Genomic DNA, 23,244 nt, shown 5'->3' on the forward strand with positions numbered 1-23,244 from the left:
ATGTGACGCAACGCCACCGGCGGCCGGGCCGGGCGCTGGTGGCGCAACCGTCTTGACGCCGCCCGCACAAGACTGGAAACCCCACCGATGCTCGCCTTCATCATCCGCCGCGTCTTTCAGTCCGTGATCGTCCTCCTGGCGGTCGGATTGGTCGCGTTTTCCATGTTCCGCTTCGTGGGCGACCCGATCGAGAACCTGCTGGGGCAGGAACGCACGGTGCAAGACGTCGAGCGCCTGCGCGAGACGCTGGGCCTGAACGACCCGTTCCCGGTGCAATACGCTCGCTTCCTCGGACGCGCGGTGCAGGGCGACTTCGGCATCAGCTATCGCCAGTCGCGCCCGGTGGCGCAGATCATCGCCGAACGCGCGCCCGCGACGCTCGAGCTTGCCTTCGTGTCGGGGTTCCTCGCCCTGACCGTGGGGATCGGGCTGGGCGTCTTCACCGCGATCCGCCGCGACGGCTGGGCGGCCAACGTCATCATGTCGGCGTCGCTGATCGGGGTGTCCCTGCCCACCTTCCTCATCGGCATCCTGCTCATCTACGTCTTCGGGGTGCAGCTTCGCTGGCTGCCCACATTCGGGCGCGGCGAGGTGGTGCAGCTTGGCTGGTGGTCCACGGGGTTCCTGACGCAAAGCGGACTGAAATCCCTGATCCTGCCGGCGATCACGCTCGGCCTGTTCCAGATGACGCTCATCATGCGGCTGGTGCGGTCGGAAATGCTCGAGGTGCTGCGGCAGGACTACATCCGCTTCGCCCGCGCGCGGGGGCTGGCGGCGAAATCGGTGAACTTCCGCCACGCGCTCAAGAACACGATGGTGCCGGTGATCACGGTCACGGGCCTGCAACTTGGCGCGATCATCGCCTTCGCCATCATCACCGAGACCGTGTTCCAGTGGCCGGGCGTGGGTCTTCTGTTCATCAACGCGGTGCAGTTCGTCGACATCCCCGTGATGGCCGCCTACCTCATGCTGATCTCGGTGATGTTCGTGATGATCAACCTGCTGGTCGACATCCTCTATGTCTGGGTAGACCCCCGCCTTCGCATCGACGGGAGGCACGCATGAGCGATCTGCCCGACGCCACCCGTCAGGGACCGAAGCCCACGGAGCGCCTGGAGACCGCCGAGGTCGTCCGCCCCTCCCGCTGGCGCGCGATCTGGGACGCGGACCTCGCCTGGTCGTTCCGCCATTCGCCCGTCGCCATGGTCGCGGCCTTTGTCACGCTGGCGCTGGTGCTGGCCGCGATCTTCGCGCCGCTGGTGGCCACGACGAACCCCTTCGATCCCTCGTCGCTGAACCTGATGAACGGCTTTTCGGCGCCCGGCGTGCCCAACGCCTTCACCGGCGAGACGTTCTGGCTGGGCACCGACGACCAGGGGCGCGACGTCTATTCGACGATCCTCTACGGGCTCAGGATCTCGCTTTTCGTGGGATTCATGGCGGTGCTTTTCGCGCTGGTCCTGGGCGTGACCCTGGGGCTTCTGGCGGGCTATCTGGGCGGCTGGACCGAGACCGTCATCATGCGCGTGGCCGACGTGCAGCTGACCTTCCCCTCGATCCTCGTCGCGCTTCTGATCTTCGGCATCGCGCGGGGGATCATCCCGATCGAATACCGCGACCAGATGGCGATATGGGTGCTGATCCTGGCCATCGGCCTGTCGGACTGGGTGCAGTTCGCGCGGGTCGTGCGTGGCGCCACGCTGGTCGAGAAGAACAAGGAATACGTGCAGGCCGCGCGCCTGATCGGCCGGTCGTCGGGCGCGATCATGCTGCGTCACATCCTTCCCAACGTCCTCTCGCCGGTGCTGGTCATCGCCACCATCTCGCTCGCCCTCGCCATCATCGCGGAGGCCACGCTCAGCTTCCTCGGCGTCGGTGCGCCGCCGACGCAACCGTCGCTCGGCACCCTCATCCGCATCGGGCAGGATTTCCTGTTTTCGGGCGAATGGTGGATCCTGTTCTTCCCCGCCTGCACGCTCCTCGCGCTCGCGCTGTCGGTGAACCTCCTGGGCGACTGGCTGCGCGACGCGCTGAACCCGAGGCTCAAATGACCGTCCCCGTCCCCGTCCTCTCCCTCCGCGACCTCACGGTCGACATCCCGACCCGCCACGGCACCCTGCGGCCGGTGGACCAGGTGTCATGGGACATCGCGCGGGGCGAGATCCTGGGCGTGGTGGGCGAATCCGGCGCGGGCAAGTCGATGACCGGCAACGCGGTGATCGGGCTCCTGGACCCGCCCGCGCATATCTCGGGCGGGCAGGTCCTGCTGGAGGGGGAGCGGATCGACGACCTGCCGCTGGCGAAGATGCGGCGCATCCGCGGCAAGCGGATCGGGATGGTGTTCCAGGACCCGCTGACCTCGCTCAACCCGCTGCTGACGGTGGGCGACCAGTTGACCGAGACGATCCTGCGCCACCTCGACGTCGACCGGGAGGAGGCGGCGCAGCGGGCCATCCGCGGTCTGGACGAGGTGGGCATCCCCTCGGCCCGAAACCGGATGGGCGCCTATCCGCACGAGTTCTCGGGCGGAATGCGACAGCGCGTGGTCATCGCGCTGGCGCTTTGTGCCGAGCCGACGCTGCTCATCGCGGATGAACCCACGACGGCGCTCGACGTCAGCGTGCAGGCGCAGATCATCGCGCTGTTGAAGCGTCTCTGCCGGGAGCGGGGGATGGCCGCGATGCTCATCACGCACGACATGGGCGTCATCGCCGAGACCGCCGACCGCGTCGCGGTGATGTATGCAGGCCGGCTGGCCGAGATCGGGCCGGTGGCGCAGATCGTGGGCCAGCCGCGGCATCCCTATACCGACGGCCTCATGGCCTCGACCCCCGCGGCGAGTGCGGGGCAGGCGCGTCTGCGGCAGATCCCCGGCGCGATGCCGCGGCTGAACGCCCTGCCGGACGGCTGCGCCTTCAGCCCCCGCTGCCCGCGCGCGCAGGACAGATGCCGCCACGACCCCCGCCCCCGCGTGGGCGAGGCCGACGCCCGCGCCGCCTGCTGGTTTCCCATCGAGCCGGAGGAGGACGCGGCATGACACTCGTCTCGGTCAAGTCCCTGACGCGCGTGTTCGACGTCTCGAAACCCTGGCTCAACCGCCTGATCGAGCGGCTGCCCAAGCGCCACCTCACTGCCGTGTCGGACGTGAGCTTCGATATTCCCGAACGCACCACCTATGCGCTGGTGGGTGAATCCGGGTCGGGCAAGTCCACCATCGGCAAGATGGTCGTCGGCCTGCTGCGCCCCACGTCGGGGCATGTGGAGATCGGCGGCGTCGATCTTGTGACCGAGAAGGACCGCGCCGCGATCGACCGGGTGCGATCCGATATCCAGATGATCTTCCAGGATCCTTTCGCATCGCTCAACCCGCGCTGGCGGGTGCGCGACATCATCGTGGAGCCGGTGGCCGCGCGGGGCGGCGACACCACGGGCATGGCGGAGCGGCTGCTGGAGCAGGTGGGCCTCTCGGCGGACGATGTCGGGAAATACCCCCACCAGTTCTCGGGCGGGCAGCGGCAGCGCATCTGCGTGGCCCGCGCGCTGGCCTCCGAACCGAAGCTGATCGTCTGCGACGAGCCGACCTCGGCCCTCGACGTCAGCGTGCAGGCACAGGTCCTCAACATGATGAGCGACCTCAAGGACGAGCACGGCCTGACCTATCTGTTCATCAGCCACGACCTGACCGTTGTGCGCCACATGGCCGACACCATCGGCGTCCTCTATCTCGGCCGCCTGGTCGAGGAAGCGCCGCCCGAGACGCTGTTCACCACGCCCGCGCATCCCTACACCGCCATGCTGATCGATGCGGCCCCCCGGCTCGACGCCTTCGGCCGCGAGGTGGAGCCGCCGGAGGGCGAGATCCCCGATCCGATCGACCCGCCCAAGGGCTGCGCCTTCCATCCGCGCTGCCCCCTGGCCATCGACCGCTGCACCGCCGAACGTCCCGCGCTGAAGCCGTTCGGCCCGGGCCGGGTCGCCTGCCACCGCGCGGGCGAGATCACGTTGAAGGGCGCGGCCTGACCGGACATCGTCGCCGCCACAGGGAGATTGCAGCATGTTCTGGTTCGAAGCCCACGACCACCGCTTCCGCCACTATGTCCTCGGGAATGCACCGCTCAAACAGATCGCCACCGGCTTCGACTGGGTCGAAGGGCCGGTCTGGTTCGGTGACGCGGGATGCCTTCTGTTCTCGGACATTCCCAATGACCGCATCCTGCGCTGGACGCCCGAGGCAGGCATCAGCACCTATCGCAGCCCTTCGCATTTCTCGAACGGCCACACCCGCGACCGGCAGGGGCGGCTGATCAGCTGCGAACACGGCACCCGCCGCGTCACCCGGACGGAATACGACGGCACCATCACCGTCATCGCCGACAGCTTCGACGGCAAGCGGCTGAACAGCCCCAACGACGTGGTGGTGAAGTCCGACGGCACGATCTGGTTCACCGATCCGCACTACGGCCTGTCGACGGATTACGAGGGCACACGCGCCGAGCAGGAGCTTCCTTGCGTCGTCTACCGGGCCGATCCCGCGACGGGGACGATGCAGGTCATGGTCGACGACATGAACGGGCCGAACGGGCTGGCCTTCTCGGCCGACGAGAGCCTGCTCTATGTCGCCGACACGGGGCGGTTCGGCACCGACGACCGACAGCATCTGCGCGTCTACGACGTGACGGAGGACGGCCCCCTGCGCGGGCGGGACTTCCACCGCGTCGACGCCGGCATCAGCGACGGCTTCCGGCTCGACGAGGATGGCAACATCTGGTCCTCGGCGGGCGACGGGGTGCATTGCATCTCCCCCGACGGCAAGTTGCTGGGCAAGATCCTTGTTCCCGAGGTGGTGTCCAACGTCTGCTTCGGCGGCCGTGCGCGGCATGTGCTGTTCATCACCGCCTCCACCAGCCTTTACGCCATCGCCCTCAACCGGCGCGGTCTTTGCACCCTCTGACTCTGGGGATCAGCTTTTCCACCAGCGGCGCGGTGGGACGTTCTCCGGCTTCATGTCGGCGGCGACCTCGCGCGCGACGCGGTGGATGGTGGCATAGGTATCCACGCCGTTCGCCCAATCGTCCAGCCGGGCACGCCATTCCATCCAGGGGGCGGGGTTGAACTCGGGCGCGCACATCTCCTCCGCGATCCTGATCTGGTCGGGGGGCAGGAAGGCCGTCCGCACGCCCTCCCGCGCGAGGATGGTGTCGGGCAGGGGCGGATCGCTGTATCCCACGGTCTTGACCAGCGCCGCCTCGTTCGCGGCCTGCACGTGGACCTGCGCCAGATAGGCCGATTCCATCACCGCGTCCTGCAACTCCCCGTCCAACGCGTCGAAGCGCGAGGCCAGCATCGCCGTATGCTCCGTCCCGCAAAGAAACCTCAGGTCGACCGATTGCGACACCAGCGGCGCCATCCCCGAATAGGCCATGGCCGACGCCCAGGTCTCGGCCCCGTCGATCTGCCCCTTTCGCAGCGCGTCCTGCGTTTCGTCCCACCGCATCGGCACGGGGCCCAGGTCAAGAAGCTGCATGGCGATGCGGCCCAGTTGCGTGTCGGTCACGCGGTTTCGGGTGCCCAGCACCTCCTCCAGCCGGGTGACGGTGGGCCGGTCGGCGAAGGACGCGCCCATCTGCAATCCGCGCAATTCGCAATGGGAGAACAGGAACTTCAGCCCGTGCCGCCGCTCCAGCGGGTCGCGGAGGACGGCCTGCGACACGGGCGAGTAAAGGAAGTGGTACTGCGACGCCCGCCCCGGAAAGACGTAAGGATAGTCGAGGACGTTCAGATAGGGCGCCACGCGGGCCGAGTTCTGGGTCGAGGCGGTGAACATGTCGATCACGCCCGACTGGGTCTTCTCGACGCAGGTTTCCTGGCTGCAGACCTCGTTGTCGCCGATGAACTCGACCCGGATCGCGCCGTCGGTCCGGCTTTCGAGATCCTGGATGAAGGTCAGCGTCCCCGCCCGTTCGATCAGAAGGCTCGCGGCGTTGAACCCCGAGGCGCCCAGCCGCAGCCTGTGCCGCGCGGGCCCCGACAGGCGCCGCGCGCGCGTCGTCTCGGCAGCGCGGGCGACATCCGCCAGCGTCGCGGCCCCGGTCAGCGTCGCGGCACCGAGCAGCACCGACGTCAGGCCGTGGCGCCCCGTCAGCCGCAGAAGATCGCGCCGGGACAGGCCGCGCAGGGCATCGGATGCCGTCATATCCACCCTCCTCCCCCTTTGAGCCGCCCGGGCCGGGCCGTGGGTCCAGTCTGCAACCCCGCGGGGCGTCATGGCAAGCGTGGTGCCCTCAGCGCGCCTCCATCGCGATCAGCGTGGCGTTGCCGCCCGCCGCCGTCGTGTCGGTCGAGATCACGACCTCCTCGACGAAGCGTTGCAGGTAGAGCGGCCCGCCCGCCTTCGGCCCGGTACCCGACATGCCCCGCCCGCCGAAGGGTTGGGAGCCGACGATGGCGCCGATCTGGTTGCGGTTGACATAGACGTTGCCCGCGGGTGCCCGCGCCGTGACATGCGCGATGGTCGCGTCGATCCGGCTGTGCAGGCCGAAGGTCAGGCCGAAGCCGGTCGATTCGATCTCGTCCAGCACGGCATCCACCTCGCCCGCCTTCCAGCGCTTGACGTGCAGGACGGGCCCGAACACCTCCTTGGTCAGGCGCTCGTCGCGGCCAAGCTCGATGATGGTGGGCGGCATGAACAGGCCGTCGGGGGCCTCGCCCTGCCAGATCGGGGTGTGGTCGGCCACATGGGCCCGCAACCGCTCCAGCGCCTCGGCGTCGATGATGGGGCCCACGTCCACCGCGGGGTCGATGGGGTCGCCCATCCGCAGGGTCGCGGCCGCCCCCTCGATCATCTCGATCATGCGGTCGGCCACGTCCTCCTGCACGAACAGGATGCGGCAGGCCGAACACCGCTGGCCCGCCGACCGGAAGGCCGAGGCGACGACGTCGCGCGTCACCTGCTCGGGCAGGGCGGTGGCGTCCACGATCATCGCGTTCACGCCCCCCGTCTCGGCGATCAGCGGCAGGATCGGGCCGTCGCGCTCCCCCAGCGCTCGGTTGATGGCCTTGGCCGTCGCCGTCGATCCGGTGAAGGCAACGCCCGCCAGATGCGGGCTCGCCGTCAGCGCCTGCCCCACGTCGACCCCGCCCGGTGCCAGGATCAGTGCGTCCCTGGGCACCCCGGCGCGGTGCAGGATGTCCACCGCCTGCGCGGCGATGCGCGGCGTCTGCGGCGCGGGCTTGGCCACCACCGCGTTGCCCGCCACCAGCGCCGCCGCCGTCTGCCCCAGGAAGATCGCCAACGGGAAGTTCCAGGGCGAGATGGTCACGAAGACGCCGCGTCCGTTCGCGCGCCACTGGTTCGCCTCGCCCGTGGGGCCGGGCAGCAGACGCGGCTGGCAGAGCGTTTCGGCTTCATCGGCATAATAGCGCAGGAAATCCACCGCCTCGCGCACTTCAGCCACGCCGTCGTCGATGGTCTTGCCGGCCTCGCGCGCCAGCGTCGCCATCAGCAGCGGCCGCTCCTCCTCCAGAAGGTCGGCGGCCCGGCGCAGCGCCGTGGCCCGCGCCCCCACCACCGTGTCGCGCCAGGCGGGGAAGGCGCGCGCCGCGCGCTCCATCGCGGACTCGGCCCCGGCGGCGTCGACCGTCCGGACCTCGGGCGCTTCGGGCGCGGCGCGCATCGCCTCGGCCATGGGGCGCAGCGCGGCGTCGGAGCCGTATTCCAGCCCCTCCGAATTGCGCCGCGCGCCGAACAGGGCGGCGGGCAGGGGAATGCGGGGATGGCGCGGCGTTTCCGCCAGGTCGTCGGGCATCTCCAGCACGCGCTCGACCGGCACGTCCTTGTCGCCCGCCTGCGCGACGAAACTGGTCGAGGCGCCGTTCTCCAGCAGCCGCCGCACCAGATAGGCCAGCAGGTCGCGGTGTCCGCCAACCGGCGCGTAGATGCGGCAGGGCACCCCCGTCTCGCGCATGACCGAGGCATAGAGCGCCTCGCCCATTCCGTGCAGCCGTTGGAACTCGTAGCCGCCGTCGGCCTCGTCGTCTGCCATCTCGACGATCTGCGCGATGGTCAGCGCGTTGTGCGTGGCGAACTGCGGATAGAGATGGGGCCGCAGGTCCAGCATCTTCTTCGCGCAGGCGAGGAAATTCAGGTCGGTCACCGCCTTGCGCGTGAACACCGGGTAATCCCCGTGCCCCTCCACCTGCGCGTGCTTGACCTCCGTGTCCCAATAGGCGCCCTTCACCAGCCGGACCATCATCGTCTGCCCATGCCGCCGCGCGAGATCGCCGGCCCAGTCGATCGCGGCCATCGCCCGCTTGCCATAGGCCTGGATCGCCAGGCCGAACCCGTTCCAGTCGCGCAGCCTGTCGTCGGCGAAGGCGGCCTCCATGATCTCCAGCGACAGCTCCAGCCGGTCCTGCTCCTCCGCGTCCACGGTGAAGTTCAGGTCGTAGCTTTTCGCCTGCGCGGCCAGATCGGCCAGCACCGGGACGATCTCGGCCAGCACCGCCTCGCGGTTGCGCGCCTCGTAGCGGGGGTGCAGCGCCGAGAGCTTGACCGAGATGCCGGGCCGGTCGGGCAGGGCCTTGTTGCCCGCCGATCGCCCGATCACGTCGATCGCATCGGAATAGGCCTTGGCGTAGCGCCGGGCATCGGCCTCGGTCTTCGCGCCCTCGCCCAGCATGTCATAGCTGTAGCGCGATCCCTTGGCTTCCATCTCCCGCGCGCGTTTCAGCGCATCCTGGATGGTCTCGCCCAGGACGAACTGATGGCCCATGAAGCGCATTGCCTGCCGCACACCGGTCCGCACCGCGGGCGCGCCGATCCGCCGCGTCAGCCCGCCCAGCACCCCCGGCACCGAATCGCCCGGCCGCAGCAGCCGGTTCGACAGGCCCAGCCCCCAGGTCGCGGCCGAAACCAGCCAGGCGTCCGACGGCTCATGCCCCTCCCAGTTGCCGGCACCGATCTTGTCGGCGATCAGCGCATCCTGCGTCTTCTGATCCGGTACCCGCAACAGCGCCTCGGCCATGGCCATCAATGCCAGCCCCTCGCGGGTGGAGAGGTCGTAGTCGCGCAGGAAATCCTCCAACCCCCCGATCCGCGTCTGCGCGCCCCTGATCCCCTCGATCAGGCGGGTGGCCAATCGGCGCGTCTCGTCCGAGACTTCCGCCAGCGGCATCAGAGTGGCGATCAGGGTCTCGTCGGCGGGGGCATAAGGGGCGTTCAGGGGCATGGGACACTCCGCTCAAAGGGCTCGCTCTCGACCCGGATACTCCGCCGCGCCCGGGGGGTCTCACCAAATCGGCAGGCGTTGCACAGGAACGACGACGGTATTGGTCAAGACATAGCCGCCGACGGCGAAAAAGCCATGCCGCTTGACCGAACCGACCGCGCCAGTCTCGCGGCCCTGCAGGGCGATAGGCGAAGCGCCCTGGCCGCGCTGGCCGACCGGATCGGCCCGTTGCCCGCCGCCATCGCCGAGCGCGTGCGGCGCCTGCAACGCGACGGGGTCATCACCGGTTTCCGCGCCGTCCGGTCGGAGACCCTTCTGTCGCTGCCTGACGTGCGCGAAACGCGGAGCTATCCGGCGATGGAATGCGTCGTCGAAGGCGGAGGATTCCGACCGTCTGATCGAATGAGTCTCGAATCCTCCGTATTCGAAACTGGCGTCTTAAGGGGTCGTTAGGGCAGTCGTCCTAGCACGGTCACACGCCGAGAATGGCGATCATGGGCCCCCCGATGACGGGCGGGACCCGAGGGCAGAATGTCGGAACACTCCGCGAAGGCGGACGTCACATGCCCGCGAAGCGGGCGCATTCAAAGGAATACACCATGTCCAGCATCCTGACCAACAACGGCGCGATGGTCGCGCTTCAGACGCTGAAATCCGTCAACAAGGGCCTGGGTCAGACCCAGAACGAGATCTCGACCGGCAAGTCGGTCGCCTCGGCCAAGGACAACTCCGCCATCTGGGCCATCTCCAAGCAGATGGACTCGGACGTCAAGGGCTTCAAGGCGATCTCCGAAAGCCTCAGCCTCGGCCAGTCCACCGTGACCGTGGCGCGCAACGCCGCCGAGACGATCACGGACCTGCTGACCAACATCAAGGGCAAGATCGTCGCCGCGCAGGAAGCGAACGTCGACCGCGGCAAGATCCAGACCGACATCGCCGCCCTGACCAAGCAGATCGAATCCGTTGTCGGTGCGGCCCAGTTCAACGGCCTGAACCTGCTCGACGGAACCTCGACCGAGGCTGTCGATGTGCTGTCCTCGCTCGACCGTAATGCCTCGGGCGTGAAGGCGTCCTCCATCTCGGTCGAACGCCAGAACCTTTCGCTGGACGCGACGGCCACGACCGCCACCTTCGGCCCGACCGCGGCGAACGATGCGTCGCTGATCCAGAACGGCGCCGCGGCGGACGACTCCGTCGTCGCCGTCGCCAGCGGCGCAGGCCAGGAGATCAGCATCGAGAGCGTGCAGAGCGGGGCAAGCTATCGCATCGTTCTGGGCGACGTTCAGCTCAAGGCCGACGGCGGCGGCACCGCGGTGGGCGCGCGGACCTTCGAGTACGTCGCCAATACCGGTGACAGCGCCGAAACGGTCTCGCGCAATCTGCGGTCGCAGGTCTCGGCCTACCTCGGGGCCTCCACTGACAACGGTGACTATACGGTCGTGTCCAATGGCACCGATCCGTCGAAGTTCACGATCAACAACGCGTCCGGAGTGGCGCTGAACGTGAACGTCGAGGCGGCGACGGGTGGCACTCCCGGCACGTCGGCCACCGGCAACGGCCTCGGCGCGTTGAAGGCCATCGATGTCAGCAGCGAAGTCGGCGCCGGCAACGCCTTGGCCGCGATCGACGATCTGATCGAAACGGCCATCGATGCCGCCGCGTCCTTCGGCTCGGCCCAAGGCCGGATCGAGACGCAGTCGGACTTCGTGTCCAAGCTGTCGGACTCGCTCAAGTCGGGGATCGGCGCGCTCGTCGATGCCGACATGGAGGAAGCTTCGGCCCGTCTGCAGGCGCTCCAGGTCCAGCAGCAGCTTGCGACCCAGTCGCTGTCGATCGCCAACCAGGCGCCGCAGTCGATCCTGTCGTTGTTCCGCTGATCTGATCGCACCCGCCCCGGTATTCTCCGGGGCGGGCTTTCCGGGCCAAGGCGCAAAGCGCCGGACCTTCGCGCATCACCGCGAAGCTCGCTAAAAGTGAGAAACCTGCACCATGGGATACCCCCAGGCCGCCGCCGCATACGGCGCAATCGACCCCTCCCTCATCTCGCCCGGACGGGCCGAATCCTTCGTCTTCGCCAAGGTCACCCGCCGGATGGAGGAAGTCTTTTCCGACGATGCCGCATCCTCCGCCTCCCGCGTCTCGGCGCTCCACGACAACCGCCGTCTCTGGCAGGCTGCCGCCGTGGCTTGCGCAGACGATGCCAACACGATGACGCCGCAATTGCGTGCGGGCCTGATCGGTCTCGCCGGTTTCGTCGACCGTCACACCAGTGCCGTCATGAACGGATCCGCCAAGCCCGACCCCCTGTTCGAAATCAACCGCCGCATCGCCGCCGGTCTGTCCGCGGGGGGCATGTGACATGGCCGGCCTGATGCTCAAGTTTCCGGCAGGTGACCGGATCGTCCTCAATGGCGCCGTCATTGAGAACGTCGGACGGGGGGCCCGCCTTCGCGTCCTCACTCCGGAGACGCAGCTCCTGCGCCTGCGCGACGCCATCGATCCGGCGGCAGCGACCACCCCTGTCGGCCGGCTCGCCCATACCGTGCAGATGATGCTGATCGGGGAGCTCGCGCCTGCCGAAGCGCTGCCGGACACGATCGCCGCGCTGGGACCGTTGCGTCACGCCTTCGTTGCCGGAGACGATCGTACGCTGATCGATGAATTGACCGTGCACCTTCGGGGCGGCCAGTTCTATCAGGCGCTGCGCCTCCTCGGTCGCCTGCGTCAGAGAGAGGCGGTGCTCCTCTCCGTCGCGCGGGCATGACCTTCCAGCCCTTTGTGCCGACCGGCGGCCTTGCCGGTTGGCGCTTCCTCCAGAACACGGTGGAAAGCCAGCGGAAGGCCCACGGCGACAGTCCGACCCTGCAGCGCGACCTCGACTACTTCCGTGAGAAGATCGGCTCGGTGCAGACCGCCGAAGACCTGGTGCGGGATTTCCGGCTCCTGTCGGTCGCGCTTGGGGCTTTCGGGCTCGACGACGACGTCGGTAACAAATTCCTGATCCGCAAGGTGCTGGAGGAGGGGACCACCGACCCGAAGGCCCTCGCCAACCGGCTCAGCGACAAGCGCTACCGCGACCTGTCGCGTGCCTTCGGGTTCGGCGACTTTCCGGTTCCCAACACGGGGCTTTCGGATTTCGCCGACCGCATCGCCGCCCGTTACAAGTCGCAGAAGTTCGAATCCGACATGGGCCAGACGAACGAGACGATGCGTCTTGCCCTGAATGCGGAGCGCGAACTTCCGGCGCTGGCCATGGCCACGGGATCGAACCGCACCAAATGGTTTACCGTCATGGGGACAGCGCCGCTGCGCAAGGTGATGGAAACCGCGCTCAACCTGCCGCAAGCCTTCGCCACGCTTCCCATCGACCGTCAGATCGAAACCTTCATGGAGCGGTCCGAAAGTGTCTTCGGCACGCGCGACGTCTCCGAACTGGCCAGTCCCGAAACCTTGGGGCGGCTGCTCGACCGTTATACGGCGATGGCCGGCATGGCCGATCAGGCCTCGGCCGTAACCTCGCCCGCGCTCGTCCTCCTCCGCGGGTTCTGAACGCTTCGGCGGCGCCGACGTTTGCGCCGCGGAACCATCGAAGCGAAGCGGCGGGCGGGCCGTTCCGTCGGACGATAAGGCAGAACTTGGCTGACACATCGGGTCGCGCTTGGGGGCGCGGGCAGACACGGTGCCCGAACCCACAACATCATCAGTCGTCAGGCGCCGATGCCATCGCACCTGCCATGCGCAGCTCACATCACCGGGCGGCGCCGTCCTTGCGCCACTTTGGACTTGCCCGAAGCACCCGTTAGCCGCCGCCCGCCCCCTAGGCCGTCGCTGCCCCGCCCGAATAGGGTCGCCCCAGAAGGCCGGCCAGAAGGCGGAACCCGTCGGAGGGCCGGGTCAGGCCACGTGCCGTGAAGACCTCGTTCAGGCGCGGCACGAGAGCGGTGGCCCGGTCCACCTCCGGGTTCGACCCGCGCTCATAGAGTCCCGACGTGACCATCAGGTCAGTCCTGTCATGGACGCCCAGGATCTTGCGGACTTCGCCGATCAGGACGTTTTCCTCCGCCGCGGCGCAGCCCGGCAGGCTGCGCGACACCGACCGCAGGACGTCCACGGCCGGGAACCGCCCTGCCTCCGCGATCTCGCGCGAAAGGACGACATGGCCGTCGAGCTGCCCGCGCACGATGTCGGCCACCGGCTCCTCCATGTCCGACCCGGCCACCAGCACGGTGAAGACGGCGGTGATGTCGCCTTGCGCCCCTTCCCCCGGACCGGCCCGTTCGCACAGCGATGCGAGCAGCGGCGTCAGGCTGGGGGGATGGCCACGCAGCGATGCCTCCTCGCCCGCAGCGGTCGCCACCTCCCGGTGGGCCTCCGCCAAACGGGTCAGGCTGTCGCACAGGAACAGGACGCGACGCCCCCGGTCGCGGAAATGTTCCGCCACCGCCAGCGCGGTGAAGGCGCACCGGCGGCGCATGTTGGCGGGCATGTCCGACGTCGCGGCGACCACCACGGTGCGCGCCATGCCTTCCGGGCCCAGCACCTTGCGGACGAAATCCGACACCTCCCGCCCCCGTTCGCCGACCAGGGCCAGGACGCAGACGTCCGCCTCCATGTTGCGGGCCAGGTCGCCCAGCAGGGTCGATTTCCCGACCCCCGATCCTGCGAACAGGCCGATCCGCTGGCCCATGGCAATGGGCAGCATGGTATCGAAGACGGCAAGGCCCGTGGACAGGCGGGCGCCCATGCCCCTGCGGCGGGCGGGCGCGGGCGCGGGTGCGCGCAGCGACACCGGAACGCCGGGCGCAAGGGGCCGGTCGTCCAGCGCGCGACCGAAGGGATCGACGATCCGCCCGATCCATCCGTCGTGCGGGCTGACGCGCGGCCCGCCCGCGGGCCGGACCGGCAACCCGATGCGCAGGCCATCGGCCGCGCCGAAGGGCGTCGCCCGCAGGCTGCCGCGGTCCAGGCGCGACACCTCGGCCCGCTGCACGGCGCCGGCGGCGTCCTCGTAGACCAGCTCATCGCCCAGCAGGGCATGGTCCGACAGCCCCTCGACCACGAACCCCGAAGGATCGAGGCTGGCGATCCGGCCGAGCGGACAGGCCGCCCGGATCGACGCGACCTGCGCGCGCAGGGAGGCGAAGGGGTCGGCGGGCGGGACGTCGGTCTGGGTCACGGCGGGAACTCCGGTTGGGCGCTTGAAACGATTTCTAAAGGAATCAGTCTTAAGGCTTCGTTTCACGGACGACGAAGGAGTTGCCCACGTGAACGAGATGCCCGCCATTCTTGGCCTTGCCGCCAGTGCCGCCCGACATGCGGCCAGCCGTCAGGCCGTGATCGCCACGAATGTGGCGAACGCCGATACGCCGGGCTTCCGCGCCCGCGACATGGATGCCTTTTCCCCCGACGACGGCTTCGCCCTGCGTCGCACCAGCGCCGCCCACTTCGCCGGCGCGACCCGCACGGATGCCAGCCATGAGATCCGCGACGCGGGCGCCGACCCCAACGGCAACACCGTCGATCTGGAGGATCAGGTGTTGCGCGGGATCGAGGCGGCACGTGTCCACGACCGCGCCATCACCGTCTACCGCAGCAGCCTCGACATGCTGCGCGCCAGCCTCGGGAAGAGATAGCCATGGCTGAGTTCTCCGACGCCCTGGGCGTCCTGTCATCGGGCATGCGCGGGCAGGGCCAGCGCCTGCGCCACATTGCCGAGAACATCGCCAACGTGGACACGCCCGGCTATCGCCGCAAGACGGTCGAGTTCCGCGCCGAGGTCGAGAACGGCCACCGCAGCGGCGCGATCGAAACGGGGCCCGTGCGCCTGCAACAGGGCGTCCTGCCCCGTATCCACGACCCTGCACATCCGATGGCGGATGCCGACGGCTATCACGACGGCTCCAACGTGGAGATCGTCACCGAACTCGCCGACGCGCGCGAGGCGCAGCGCAGCTACGAGGCGAACCTCAAGATGTTCGAGCAGGTGCGGCGCATGTCGTCCCAGCTCATGGACGTCCTCAAGCGGTAGGACCCGCACCCCACGACCCACCACATCAGGAGGCCAGAATGGACCTTAACCCCATCCAGGCGGGACCGGGCGGAAGCCCCGTGTCCCGACCGAACCCCGCAGCCGAGGCCGTGTCCGGCTTCACCGACATGCTCGCCCGCGCCGAGACGCAGGCCGGCGCCGCCGTCACCGGGGGCGCGGACCCCCACGCGCTCGTCACCGCAATGGCGGAAGGGCAGCTCGCCATCGACACGGTGACGACGATCCGCGACCGCGTGGTCGAGGCCTATCAGGAAATCCTGCGGATGCAGGTCTGACAGACGCATGTCCGAGCTTCTGTTCTATGACACCCTGCGACAGGGCCTCTGGATCGCGGTGATGATCTCCGCCCCGATCCTGGGCGTGGCGCTGGCCGTGGGCCTCGCCATCGGCCTCCTGCAGGCGCTCACCTCCATCCAGGAGATGACGCTGACCTTCGTTCCCAAGATGGCTGCAATCCTCGGCGTCTTCTGGGTGTCGATGGGGTTCATGACGCTGACGCTCGGCCGTTACTTCACCGACACGCTCGTCCCGATCATCCAGGGGTACTGACCATGGCAGACGGCATCTATCCGACACTGGGCCGACAGGCCGGGCTGTTGCGCGAAATGGAGGTGATCGCCCAGAACATCGCGAACGCCAATACCACCGGCTACCGCGCCGAAGGGTTGATCTTCTCCGAACACGTCATCGGAGGTGACCGCCATTCCCCATCGGTGTCCTTCGCCCATGCCACGGGGCGCCAGACGCGCTTCGAGCAGGGCGGGCTGGACCTCACCGGCGGCACGCTCGACCTCGCGATCGAGGGCGAGGGCTATTTCCTCGTCGACGTCGCGGGCACTCCGCATCTGACGCGGGCGGGCTCCTTCGTGGCCGGACCGGACGGCGGCGTGCAGACGGCCGAGGGCCACCCCTTGCTCGACGAGAGCGGCGCGCCTGTCTTCGTACCCCCCGATGCCCGCGCCGTCAGCGTCGGCGCCGACGGCACCGTGTCGGCCGACGGTCAACCCATCGCCCGCGTGGCGGTTGTGATGCCCGCCGATCCGGGTGCCATGTCCCGCCGCGCCGGCACCATGTTCGCGGCCGAGGACTACACCCCGGTCGAGACCCCCGGCGTCAAGCAAGGGTTCCTGGAATCGTCGAACGTGAACCCCGTGATGGAGGTGGCCCGCATGGTCGCCGTCCAGAACGCCTACCAGATGGGGCAGGGGTTCATGGACCGTGAACACGAGCGGATGCAGGCCATGCTCCGCCTTATGGATCAATGAGGAGGCACCCATGCGTGCACTGAGTATCGCGGCGACCGGCATGGCCGCCCAGCAGACGCGGGTCGAGGTGATCTCGAACAACCTCGCGAACATGAACACCACCGGCTACAACGCCCGCCGTGCCGAATTCGCCGACCTGCACTACCAGCAGGTGACGCGCGCCGGCGCCATCGCCGCCTCCACCGGCGCCATCGTGCCCGTGGGCGTGCAGCTGGGCCTCGGCGTGCGCCCCACCGCCGTCACGATGGAGGTGGCGCAGGGATCGCTCGGCCAGACCGGCGGCGATCTCGACCTCGCCATCGAGGGGCGCGGCTACATCGAAGTCACGATGCCCTCGGGCGCGCCGGCCTATACCCGCGACGGCGCGCTCAAGCGGACGGGCGACGGCCTGCTCGTCACCTCCGACGGCCATCCGGTCGTGCCCGACATCACGATCCCTGACGACACGCGCTCCATCACCATCAACCCCGAAGGCGAGGTCTATGCCTATTTCGCCGACCGGGTGGAGCCCGAGCTTCTGGGCCAGCTGAGCCTCGTAGGCTTCACCAACGAGAAGGGGCTCGAGGCGCTCGGCTCCAACCTTTACGGCGAAACCGGCGCCTCGGGCGCGCCCCTCGTGGGCTTTCCGGGCGAGGACGGGCTCGGCTTCTTCCGTCAGGGATACCTCGAGGACAGCTCCGTCGACGCCGTGCGCGAGATCACACAGTTGATCGAGGCGCAGCGCGGCTACGAGATGAACGCCAAGGTCATCACCGCCGCCGATCAGATGATGTCGGCCACGACGCAGATCCGATGATCCGCGCGGCCCTCCTCCTCGCGTTGCTCGCCGGTCCCGCGGCCGCGCAGTCGGTCACCGTGGTCCACCCCGTCCGCGCAGGCGCCATGCTGTCGTCCGACGACCTGGCCTTCGGCGAGGTGGAAAACGCCGACGGTTTCGCCGACCCCCGCGACCTCATCGGGATGGAGGCGCGCGTGAACCTCTATCCCGGCCGTCCCGTGCTCGTCCGCGACGTGGGCCTGCCCACCGTGGTCGAACGCAACGCCGTCGTGCCCCTCGTCTTCCGGCGCGGCGGCCTCGTCATCACGCTCGAAGGCCGGGCCCTCGGCCGCGCGGGCGAGGGCGAGGCGGTGCGCGTCATGAACCTCTCCTCCCGCTCGACCGTGACCGGCGTCGCCACCGCGACCGGCGCGGTCGTCGTCAACTGACCCCTTTCCAGAACGGAGCCCCCGATGAAATCCACCCTCCCGATCCTGCTGGCCGTGCTGATCGGCACGACCGCCTGCGGCCGCCTCTCCGACGTGGGCCAGCCGCCCGAGATGACGCCGGTCACGCGCAGCAACGAAAGCCTTGCCATGGCGGCCCCTCCGCCCGTGGACATCCTGGCCGAGCGTGACCCCCTGCGCGCCTCCTCGCTCTGGACGGGGAACCGCCAGTCGCTGCTGGGCGACCGCCGGGCCAGCGTGCGCGGCGACATCCTGACCGTCGTGGTCGAGATCGACGAGCGCGCCGAGATCGACAACGCCAGCAACCGCTCGCGAAGCGGCTCCGAATCGCTCCAGATGCCCGAGCTGTTCGGGCTGCCCCAGGCGGTACAGGACAGCATGCCCGAGGGGTCGAGCCTGGCCAATGCCGTCGGCACCTCGTCGCAGAGCTCCTCCAAGGGAGCGGGCGGCGTGCGCCGCAAGGAACGTCTGATGCTGCGCGTCGCGGCCACCGTCGTCGACGTCCAGCCCAACGGCGTTCTGCGGATCGAGGGCCGGCAGGAAGTCCGTGTGAACTTCGAGCTGCGCGAGATGCTGGTCACGGGCTACGTCCGCCCGGGCGACATCTCGCGCCAGAACGAGATCACCTACGACAAGATCGCCGCCGCGCGCATCTCCTATGGCGGACGCGGCCAGATCACCGACGTGCAGCAGCCCCGCTACGGCCAGCAGGTCGCCGACATCGTGCTGCCGTTCTGATCATGGGCAAGCTCCTGCCCATCCTCGTCGTGGTCCTGTCGCTCGGTGGCGGGGCCGCGGCGGGCCATTTCCTCCGGCCCGCTCCCGCGGCGTCGGAGGAGGCGGAGGTCCCGCACGACCCCGCCCCCAACGCGCCGACGCAGGATGTCGTCGTGACCTTCCGCGACGGCTTCGTCGTGCCCGTCCTGCGCGACGGCCGGGTCTGGAGCCACGCGATCCTGTCGCTGGGCGTCGAATCCGGCCGCTCGACCGAGGAGAAGATCTACCTGCGCGAGCCGGTGATCCGCGACGGCCTGAACGAAGCGCTGTTCCTGCATGCGAGCCTCGGCGGCTTCGACGGCGACTTCACCGACCCGCTGTCGATGAACCGCCTGCGTGCCCGGCTCGACGACGTGCTGGCCCGCACCCTGGGCGACGACAGCGCGCGCATCCTGATCGTGTCGATGGCCCGCCAGGCGGGCTGACGCGCCGCAATCGGCAACCAAGGGCCCGTCGTTCAGCGGCGGGCCTTTTTCTTCAGCCGCTCCAGCACCGCCTGCCGCGCGGCGTCGCGGGCATGGGCCTCCCGGTGGGGCTGGGCGATCCCCTCCAGTCGCGCGATCTGCAGGTTCAGCTCCGCGATCTGCCCGGCCCGCCAGCGATGCCAGCGGTCGCGCATGACCGCCTCCGCGATGGAGCCAGGTGTCCCCGGCGCCGCATTCCGCAGCGCGTCCAGCTTGCCCTGCAGCCGGTCGATCAGCACCTGCACCTTCGCCAACCGCGCGGCCGAGCGGTCGGCGCGCAGTCCCGCAAGCTGCCCCAGCATGTCCAGCGGATCACGGGTCATCTGCGGCCCTCACCCGACAGCGCGCGGGCGAAGCGGATCGCCACGGCGACGGCGGCGAAATGCTCCCGGTCGATGGGAGAGCCCACATCGACCGCGGCATGCAGCGCGCGCGCCGTGGGTGGGTCGCTGAAGATCGGCACGCCTGCCTCGGTCGCTGCCTCGCGGATGCGCGCGGCCACGTGGTCCACCCCCTTGGCCAGGCAGACCGGCGGCGAAGGGTCGAGCGGCGACCACTTGAGCGCCACGGCGTAATGCGTCGGGTTCACCACGATCACCGTCGCATCCGGGACGTCACCCAGCATCTGGTTCATCGCGATCTCCTCGGCCTTCTGACGGCGCTTGGCCTTCAGGTGCGGATCGCCGTCGGACTGCTTCATCTCGTCGAGGACCTCCTGCCGGGTCATCCGGTTCTTGGCGAGGTGGGTGTGACGCTGCCAGAGGTAATCCACCGCCGCGATGACCCCCGACAGGATGACGACGACGATGACGAACTCCGCCAGAAGCTGCGGCATCAGCCCCGGAATGGCCCTCGGGTCGCCCGTGGCGGCGATCACGAAGCGGTCGGCGTGGCGCACCATGAACCAGACCATCAGCCCGCCGAACAGCATCATCTTCACCGCCGACTTGGCGAATTCGAACAGGCCCGAGGGCCCGAACTTGTTCTTGGCGTTGGCCAGCACCGAAATCCGTGACAGCTTGAAGCCCAGTTTCTCCGGCGCTACCACGATGGCGCCCTGCGCGATCAGTACCCCCAGCACCAGCGCCGCGCCCGGAAGGGCCAGGAGGCCGATCACGGTCATCGCCTCGACGAGGACGGCGCCGCCTTGCCCCGGACCGCCCGTTCGCAGCGGCATCGACAGGGTGTCGGCCCGATCCAGCAGCGTGCCGCCCAGATCGACCAGCCGCCGCCCCGCGCCGGGCGCGACCAGCACCAGGCAAAGCAGCGCGCCCAGGTATCCGGCCCAGGCGGCAAGATCCTGCGACTTGACCAGCTCCCCCTTCCGCCGCGCCTCCTGCAGCTTCTGGGGTGTCGCCTCGTGGCTGCGTTCGGCGCCGTCGTCCTGGCTCATGGCAGGCCGCCCATCGGGTCGCCCAGCACCGACAGCATCGCGCCCTTCCACACCGACAGCATCAGCGGCGCGGCCAGCATCAGCAGCACCATGCTGGCCCAGGTGATCGCAGGCGCGCCGACCATGGCGACCATCAGTTGCGGCATGGCGCGGTTGATGACGCCCATGGCCGCGTTGTAGACCAGTGCCGCCAGCGCGAAGGGGGCCGCCAGCGCGAAGGCCAGCGCGAAGGCATGCGCCATCCGCCCCACGCCCCAGGCTGCGAGGTCGCCGGCCGGCAGTGCCATTCCCTGCGGCAGCACGTCATAGCTGCGGATCAGCAGGTCCACCACCATCAGCGGCAGGCCGGACGCCATCAACAGTGCGAGTCCAGCTAGGTTGAGCAGGTTGCCCATGGCCGACGACGGCTCGACCCCGCCGAAAAGCTGCGAGAGCGACGTGAGTTGCGCGGCCATCATCCCCGCCATCGATAGCGCCCCGGCGGTGAAGCGCAGCACCGCCCCGAAGGCGAGGCCCACCGTCACCTCGACGGCGATCAGGCCAATGCCCGTCGCTTCGGGCAGGGGCACCGACGGCGCCACCGCGGCCGAAAGCGCGAAGGCCGCCATCAGCCGCACCCGCATTGGGATCAGCCGGTCGCCCAGCCCCGGCAGCAGCAGCATCATGCCACCCACCCGCAGGAACACCGCGAACAGCTGCGCGAGGATCGGCGCGGCCAGGTCGTGAAGCGTCAGTGCCGCCTCGATCATGCGGCGACGGAGCCGAGGATGGCGGGGGTGTTGCCCGGTCCGATCTCCTCGTAGGCGATGACCGGGTTGGACAGGCCGCGCGCAGCCATCACCTCATGGAGGAACCGCCGCCGTCGCGCCGAGGTCACGATGGCCGCATGGCTGCCCTGCTCGGCGGCCTGACCCAGGCTCTGCGACAGGCCGACCGCCAGCTTCTGGAACAGGTCGGGCGGCAGCGCCACGTCGCTGCGCCCGGCCGCCCCGTCGAGCTGGTGCCGCTCGAACGCGGCTTCCCATTCGGGCGACAGCTGGATGAGCGGCAGCGTCCCGTCCGCGCGCTTGAGCTCGGCCGTGATCTGCGCCGACAGGCGGTGACGGACATGCTCGGCGATCTCGTCCGGTGACATGCCGCTGTCGCGCCGCTCGGCGATGGCCTCCAGGATCACGGGCAGGTTGCGCACCGACACCCGCTCCGCCAGCAGAAGCCGCAGCACCGAGAGCAGAAGCTCCGGCGACACCTTCGAGGGCACGAGGTCCTCCAGCAGCCGCCGGTTGGCCACGGACTTCTCGGGCGAGGAGACCTTGGTGAAGGCGTCGAGCAGGCGTTGCAGCCCCTTGAGGCCCAGAAGGCGCGGGAAGTTCGACTTGATGACCTCCAGCAGATGCGTGGCCAGCACCTCGCCCGGTGTGACGATCGTCTCGCCCAGCAGCTCGGCGGCGGCGGAGGCCGGGATCCAGCGTGCGGGTGCGCCATAGACCGGCTCCTTCACGGCGCGGCCCGGCACTTCCGCCGGCGTGCCCGCGCCCGTCAGGAGCAGCACATGGTCGCGCTCCAGCCGGTCGCGTGCCGCCTCGACGCCTTGGATGCGGATGACATAGGTGCCCGAGGGCAGGCCCTGGTCGTCGGTCAGCCGGATCTCGGGAAGGATGATGCCGAAGCGTTCCGCGATGTGGTTGCGAAGGCCGGTCATGCGCCCCTCCAACCCGTTCGACGGATCGAGCGCCAGGTCCACGAGATCAAGCGCGAACTCCACCCGGATGTCGTCGAGCGCCAGCACGTCGCCGATCTCCCGCTCCATGGGGACTGGCGCCAGGTCGTCGATCTCGGGCCTGTCGGGTTTCGCCAGCGTCCGGAACCGCAGGAAGGCCGCACCTCCGAGGATCGCCGCGCCCACGGTGAAGGGCAGGAACGGAAGCCCCGGCACCAGCGCGAAGACCATCATGATGAGCGCCACGGTACAGAGCGCGGCGGGGTGCCGGCCGATCTGCGCCACGATGTCCTTGTCCACCGCTCCCTTGCCGCCGCCGCGCGCCAGCAGAAGACCCGAGGCGATCGAGATGATGACCGCCGGGATCTGCGACACCAGCCCGTCGCCCACCGTCAGGATGGCATAGGTCTCGACCGCCTGGCCGATGGGCATGCCATGCGCGATCATGCCCGCCGACAGGCCCACGATGAGGTTGAGCAGCGTGATCAGAAGGCCCGCGATGGCGTCGCCCTTGACGAATTTCGACGCGCCGTCGAGCGATCCGAAGAACGTCGTCTCGGCCAGTTCGACCTCGCGCCGGCGCTTGGCCTCCTCGTGGTCGATGGCGCCCGCCGACATGTCGCTGTCGATGGCGAGCTGCTTGCCCGGCATGCCGTCGAGTGCGAACCGCGCCCCCACCTCGGCCATTCGCGTGGCGCCCTTGGTGATGACCATGAAGTTCACGATCAGCAGCACACCGAACACGACGAGGCCCAAGGCGATGCTTCCGCCCATGACGAAGCTTGCGAAACCCTCGATCACCTTGCCTGCCGCGTCCGTCCCGGTGTGGCCCTGCCCGATGATGAGCTTGGTCGACGACACGTTGAGCGACAGCCGCAGCATCAGCGAGGCGAGCAGGATCGTGGGGAATGCAGAGAAATCCAGCGGACGTTCGATGAAGAGCGTAGTGGTGAAGATAAGGATTGCGATGGCGAAGCTGGCCGACAGACCCACGTCCAGAACCCAGGACGGCATCGGCAGGATCATCATCAGGATGATCGCCATGAGGGCCAGCGCCATCAGGACCGTCGGTTGGAAAAGCGATCTCATGCGGCGACTCCCTCGTGCGGCGATTCCCTTCTGGACGAC

27 protein-coding genes are annotated in these 23,244 nt (G+C 68.9%); 19 read left to right on the top strand and 8 right to left on the bottom strand.

What is annotated here, in order from left to right; genetic code table 11:
* Nucleotides 1–87: 87 nt before the first annotated feature.
* The 5 genes from JAN5088_RS09865 to JAN5088_RS09885 are packed head-to-tail and all read left to right on the top strand — an operon-like array spanning nt 88 to nt 4,951.
* On the top strand, nt 88–1,065 hold the full coding sequence (locus JAN5088_RS09865; protein WP_055682652.1) for an ABC transporter permease: 978 nt from the start codon (nt 88–90) through the stop codon (nt 1,063–1,065).
* The gene (locus JAN5088_RS09870) at nt 1,062–2,051 is read left to right on the top strand and encodes an ABC transporter permease (protein ID WP_055682653.1); all 990 of its coding nucleotides are present in this window, start codon (nt 1,062–1,064) and stop codon (nt 2,049–2,051) included. Before JAN5088_RS09865 ends, JAN5088_RS09870 begins: the two co-directional genes overlap by 4 nt.
* A complete protein-coding gene (locus tag JAN5088_RS09875) occupies nt 2,048–3,037 on the top strand; it encodes an ABC transporter ATP-binding protein (RefSeq protein WP_055682654.1) in 990 nt (329 codons plus the stop codon). The genes JAN5088_RS09870 and JAN5088_RS09875 overlap by 4 nt, the downstream gene beginning before the upstream one ends.
* Nucleotides 3,034–4,020 carry an ABC transporter ATP-binding protein gene (locus JAN5088_RS09880; protein WP_055682655.1) on the top strand — a complete coding sequence of 329 codons (987 nt, stop codon included), beginning with the start codon at nt 3,034–3,036 and terminating at the stop codon, nt 4,018–4,020. Before JAN5088_RS09875 ends, JAN5088_RS09880 begins: the two co-directional genes overlap by 4 nt.
* Before the next feature lie 34 nt (nt 4,021–4,054).
* Entirely contained in the window at nt 4,055–4,951 is an 897-nt protein-coding gene (locus JAN5088_RS09885) for an SMP-30/gluconolactonase/LRE family protein (protein WP_055682656.1), read from the top strand.
* A 9-nt stretch (nt 4,952–4,960) separates the two neighbouring features.
* Here the strand turns inward: JAN5088_RS09885 and JAN5088_RS09890 are convergent, their stop codons facing one another.
* The 3 genes from JAN5088_RS09890 to JAN5088_RS09900 all read right to left on the bottom strand — a co-directional run bounded on the left by JAN5088_RS09890 (nt 4,961) and on the right by JAN5088_RS09900 (nt 9,494).
* Nucleotides 4,961–6,193 carry a TRAP transporter substrate-binding protein gene (locus JAN5088_RS09890; RefSeq protein ID WP_055682657.1) on the bottom strand — a complete coding sequence of 411 codons (1,233 nt, stop codon included), beginning with the start codon at nt 6,191–6,193 and terminating at the stop codon, nt 4,961–4,963.
* 88 nt (nt 6,194–6,281) lie between these two features.
* Nucleotides 6,282–9,227 (bottom strand): L-glutamate gamma-semialdehyde dehydrogenase, encoded by a 2,946-nt coding sequence (locus tag JAN5088_RS09895; protein WP_055682658.1) that lies wholly within the window; start codon nt 9,225–9,227, stop codon nt 6,282–6,284.
* Nucleotides 9,228–9,287: 60 nt separating this feature from the next.
* Nucleotides 9,288–9,494, bottom strand: coding sequence for a hypothetical protein (locus tag JAN5088_RS09900; RefSeq protein ID WP_055682659.1), 207 nt, complete (start codon nt 9,492–9,494; stop codon nt 9,288–9,290).
* Here JAN5088_RS09900 and JAN5088_RS19820 point away from each other — a divergent pair.
* From JAN5088_RS19820 to JAN5088_RS09920, 5 genes are all read left to right on the top strand, one after another.
* Entirely contained in the window at nt 9,426–9,680 is a 255-nt protein-coding gene (locus JAN5088_RS19820; RefSeq protein WP_483403477.1) for a hypothetical protein, read from the top strand. The two genes, JAN5088_RS09900 and JAN5088_RS19820, sit on opposite strands and share 69 nt — an antisense overlap.
* 146 nt (nt 9,681–9,826) lie before the next feature.
* Nucleotides 9,827–11,104: a flagellin N-terminal helical domain-containing protein gene (locus JAN5088_RS09905; RefSeq protein WP_055683311.1), complete on the top strand. Its 1,278-nt coding sequence runs from the start codon at nt 9,827–9,829 to the stop codon at nt 11,102–11,104.
* Nucleotides 11,105–11,216: 112 nt separating this feature from the next.
* Nucleotides 11,217–11,585 (top strand): flagellar biosynthesis regulator FlaF, encoded by a 369-nt coding sequence (gene flaF, locus JAN5088_RS09910; RefSeq protein ID WP_055682660.1) that lies wholly within the window; start codon nt 11,217–11,219, stop codon nt 11,583–11,585.
* A gap of 1 nt (nt 11,586) precedes the next feature.
* Nucleotides 11,587–11,991, top strand: coding sequence for a flagellar biosynthesis repressor FlbT (locus JAN5088_RS09915; RefSeq protein ID WP_055682661.1), 405 nt, complete (start codon nt 11,587–11,589; stop codon nt 11,989–11,991).
* The gene (locus tag JAN5088_RS09920) at nt 11,988–12,776 is read left to right on the top strand and encodes a DUF1217 domain-containing protein (protein ID WP_055682662.1); all 789 of its coding nucleotides are present in this window, start codon (nt 11,988–11,990) and stop codon (nt 12,774–12,776) included. Before JAN5088_RS09915 ends, JAN5088_RS09920 begins: the two co-directional genes overlap by 4 nt.
* 268 nt (nt 12,777–13,044) lie before the next feature.
* On the opposite strand, the gene JAN5088_RS09925 is transcribed toward JAN5088_RS09920, so the two are convergent.
* Nucleotides 13,045–14,403 (bottom strand): FliI/YscN family ATPase, encoded by a 1,359-nt coding sequence (locus tag JAN5088_RS09925; RefSeq protein WP_055682663.1) that lies wholly within the window; start codon nt 14,401–14,403, stop codon nt 13,045–13,047.
* 97 nt (nt 14,404–14,500) lie between these two features.
* On the opposite strand from JAN5088_RS09925, the gene JAN5088_RS09930 reads away from it, so the two are divergent.
* From JAN5088_RS09930 to JAN5088_RS09970, 9 genes are read left to right on the top strand one after another with little or no spacing between them, the layout of a single operon-like run.
* Nucleotides 14,501–14,860: a flagellar basal body protein gene (locus JAN5088_RS09930; RefSeq protein WP_055683312.1), complete on the top strand. Its 360-nt coding sequence runs from the start codon at nt 14,501–14,503 to the stop codon at nt 14,858–14,860.
* Nucleotides 14,861–14,862: 2 nt separating this feature from the next.
* Complete coding sequence (gene flgC, locus JAN5088_RS09935; RefSeq protein ID WP_055682664.1) at nt 14,863–15,255, top strand: flagellar basal body rod protein FlgC; 393 nt, start codon at nt 14,863–14,865, stop codon at nt 15,253–15,255.
* Nucleotides 15,256–15,293: 38 nt separating this feature from the next.
* The gene (fliE, locus tag JAN5088_RS09940; RefSeq protein ID WP_055682665.1) at nt 15,294–15,551 is read left to right on the top strand and encodes a flagellar hook-basal body complex protein FliE; all 258 of its coding nucleotides are present in this window, start codon (nt 15,294–15,296) and stop codon (nt 15,549–15,551) included.
* Nucleotides 15,552–15,558: 7 nt separating this feature from the next.
* The gene (locus tag JAN5088_RS09945; protein WP_055682666.1) at nt 15,559–15,825 is read left to right on the top strand and encodes a flagellar biosynthetic protein FliQ; all 267 of its coding nucleotides are present in this window, start codon (nt 15,559–15,561) and stop codon (nt 15,823–15,825) included.
* Between the two features lie 2 nt (nt 15,826–15,827).
* Nucleotides 15,828–16,541 carry a flagellar hook-basal body complex protein gene (locus JAN5088_RS09950; protein ID WP_055682667.1) on the top strand — a complete coding sequence of 238 codons (714 nt, stop codon included), beginning with the start codon at nt 15,828–15,830 and terminating at the stop codon, nt 16,539–16,541.
* Nucleotides 16,542–16,551: 10 nt separating this feature from the next.
* The gene (gene flgG / locus JAN5088_RS09955) at nt 16,552–17,337 is read left to right on the top strand and encodes a flagellar basal-body rod protein FlgG (RefSeq protein WP_055682668.1); all 786 of its coding nucleotides are present in this window, start codon (nt 16,552–16,554) and stop codon (nt 17,335–17,337) included.
* Nucleotides 17,334–17,747, top strand: a complete 414-nt coding sequence (gene flgA, locus JAN5088_RS09960; RefSeq protein WP_055682669.1) for a flagellar basal body P-ring formation chaperone FlgA — start codon at nt 17,334–17,336, stop codon at nt 17,745–17,747. Before flgG ends, flgA begins: the two co-directional genes overlap by 4 nt.
* A 24-nt stretch (nt 17,748–17,771) precedes the next feature.
* Nucleotides 17,772–18,503, top strand: a complete 732-nt coding sequence (gene flgH, locus JAN5088_RS09965; protein ID WP_055682670.1) for a flagellar basal body L-ring protein FlgH — start codon at nt 17,772–17,774, stop codon at nt 18,501–18,503.
* Nucleotides 18,504–18,505: 2 nt separating this feature from the next.
* Nucleotides 18,506–18,967, top strand: coding sequence for a hypothetical protein (locus JAN5088_RS09970; RefSeq protein WP_055682671.1), 462 nt, complete (start codon nt 18,506–18,508; stop codon nt 18,965–18,967).
* A 32-nt stretch (nt 18,968–18,999) separates the two neighbouring features.
* On the opposite strand, the gene JAN5088_RS09975 is transcribed toward JAN5088_RS09970, so the two are convergent.
* Genes JAN5088_RS09975 through JAN5088_RS09990 form a run of 4 tightly spaced genes read right to left on the bottom strand, consistent with a single transcriptional unit; the run spans nt 19,000 to nt 23,205 of the window.
* Nucleotides 19,000–19,329, bottom strand: coding sequence for a hypothetical protein (locus tag JAN5088_RS09975; protein ID WP_055682672.1), 330 nt, complete (start codon nt 19,327–19,329; stop codon nt 19,000–19,002).
* On the bottom strand, nt 19,326–20,399 hold the full coding sequence (locus tag JAN5088_RS09980; RefSeq protein WP_055682673.1) for an EscU/YscU/HrcU family type III secretion system export apparatus switch protein: 1,074 nt from the start codon (nt 20,397–20,399) through the stop codon (nt 19,326–19,328). The genes JAN5088_RS09975 and JAN5088_RS09980 overlap by 4 nt, the downstream gene beginning before the upstream one ends.
* Nucleotides 20,396–21,148 carry a flagellar biosynthetic protein FliR gene (locus tag JAN5088_RS09985; protein WP_055682674.1) on the bottom strand — a complete coding sequence of 251 codons (753 nt, stop codon included), beginning with the start codon at nt 21,146–21,148 and terminating at the stop codon, nt 20,396–20,398. Before JAN5088_RS09985 ends, JAN5088_RS09980 begins: the two co-directional genes overlap by 4 nt.
* Nucleotides 21,145–23,205, bottom strand: a complete 2,061-nt coding sequence (locus JAN5088_RS09990; protein ID WP_055682675.1) for a flagellar biosynthesis protein FlhA — start codon at nt 23,203–23,205, stop codon at nt 21,145–21,147. The genes JAN5088_RS09985 and JAN5088_RS09990 overlap by 4 nt, the downstream gene beginning before the upstream one ends.
* Nucleotides 23,206–23,244 lie beyond the last annotated feature (39 nt).

This window comes from Jannaschia rubra (genome assembly GCF_001403735.1).
Taxonomy (GTDB): domain Bacteria; phylum Pseudomonadota; class Alphaproteobacteria; order Rhodobacterales; family Rhodobacteraceae; genus Jannaschia; species Jannaschia rubra.

Excerpts from the sequence above, each read along its gene's own strand:
- JAN5088_RS09930 (WP_055683312.1), top strand. The coding sequence starts at position 14,501 with ATGCCCGCCATTCTTGGCCTTGCCGCCAGTGCCGCCCGACATGCGGCC.
- fliE (WP_055682665.1), top strand. The coding sequence starts at position 15,294 with ATGGACCTTAACCCCATCCAGGCGGGACCGGGCGGAAGCCCCGTGTCC.
- flgA (WP_055682669.1), top strand. The coding sequence starts at position 17,334 with ATGATCCGCGCGGCCCTCCTCCTCGCGTTGCTCGCCGGTCCCGCGGCC.
- JAN5088_RS09895 (WP_055682658.1), bottom strand. The coding sequence starts at position 9,227 with ATGCCCCTGAACGCCCCTTATGCCCCCGCCGACGAGACCCTGATCGCC.
- flgC (WP_055682664.1), top strand. The coding sequence starts at position 14,863 with ATGGCTGAGTTCTCCGACGCCCTGGGCGTCCTGTCATCGGGCATGCGC.
- JAN5088_RS09980 (WP_055682673.1), bottom strand. The coding sequence starts at position 20,399 with ATGAGCCAGGACGACGGCGCCGAACGCAGCCACGAGGCGACACCCCAG.
- JAN5088_RS09920 (WP_055682662.1), top strand. The coding sequence starts at position 11,988 with ATGACCTTCCAGCCCTTTGTGCCGACCGGCGGCCTTGCCGGTTGGCGC.
- JAN5088_RS09975 (WP_055682672.1), bottom strand. The coding sequence starts at position 19,329 with ATGACCCGTGATCCGCTGGACATGCTGGGGCAGCTTGCGGGACTGCGC.
- JAN5088_RS09915 (WP_055682661.1), top strand. The coding sequence starts at position 11,587 with ATGGCCGGCCTGATGCTCAAGTTTCCGGCAGGTGACCGGATCGTCCTC.
- JAN5088_RS09885 (WP_055682656.1), top strand. The coding sequence starts at position 4,055 with ATGTTCTGGTTCGAAGCCCACGACCACCGCTTCCGCCACTATGTCCTC.
- JAN5088_RS09985 (WP_055682674.1), bottom strand. The coding sequence starts at position 21,148 with ATGATCGAGGCGGCACTGACGCTTCACGACCTGGCCGCGCCGATCCTC.
- JAN5088_RS09865 (WP_055682652.1), top strand. The coding sequence starts at position 88 with ATGCTCGCCTTCATCATCCGCCGCGTCTTTCAGTCCGTGATCGTCCTC.
- JAN5088_RS09880 (WP_055682655.1), top strand. The coding sequence starts at position 3,034 with ATGACACTCGTCTCGGTCAAGTCCCTGACGCGCGTGTTCGACGTCTCG.
- JAN5088_RS09890 (WP_055682657.1), bottom strand. The coding sequence starts at position 6,193 with ATGACGGCATCCGATGCCCTGCGCGGCCTGTCCCGGCGCGATCTTCTG.
- flaF (WP_055682660.1), top strand. The coding sequence starts at position 11,217 with ATGGGATACCCCCAGGCCGCCGCCGCATACGGCGCAATCGACCCCTCC.
- JAN5088_RS09990 (WP_055682675.1), bottom strand. The coding sequence starts at position 23,205 with ATGAGATCGCTTTTCCAACCGACGGTCCTGATGGCGCTGGCCCTCATG.
- flgG (WP_055682668.1), top strand. The coding sequence starts at position 16,552 with ATGCGTGCACTGAGTATCGCGGCGACCGGCATGGCCGCCCAGCAGACG.
- JAN5088_RS09875 (WP_055682654.1), top strand. The coding sequence starts at position 2,048 with ATGACCGTCCCCGTCCCCGTCCTCTCCCTCCGCGACCTCACGGTCGAC.
- JAN5088_RS09950 (WP_055682667.1), top strand. The coding sequence starts at position 15,828 with ATGGCAGACGGCATCTATCCGACACTGGGCCGACAGGCCGGGCTGTTG.
- JAN5088_RS09870 (WP_055682653.1), top strand. The coding sequence starts at position 1,062 with ATGAGCGATCTGCCCGACGCCACCCGTCAGGGACCGAAGCCCACGGAG.
- JAN5088_RS09945 (WP_055682666.1), top strand. The coding sequence starts at position 15,559 with ATGTCCGAGCTTCTGTTCTATGACACCCTGCGACAGGGCCTCTGGATC.
- JAN5088_RS09970 (WP_055682671.1), top strand. The coding sequence starts at position 18,506 with ATGGGCAAGCTCCTGCCCATCCTCGTCGTGGTCCTGTCGCTCGGTGGC.
- flgH (WP_055682670.1), top strand. The coding sequence starts at position 17,772 with ATGAAATCCACCCTCCCGATCCTGCTGGCCGTGCTGATCGGCACGACC.
- JAN5088_RS09905 (WP_055683311.1), top strand. The coding sequence starts at position 9,827 with ATGTCCAGCATCCTGACCAACAACGGCGCGATGGTCGCGCTTCAGACG.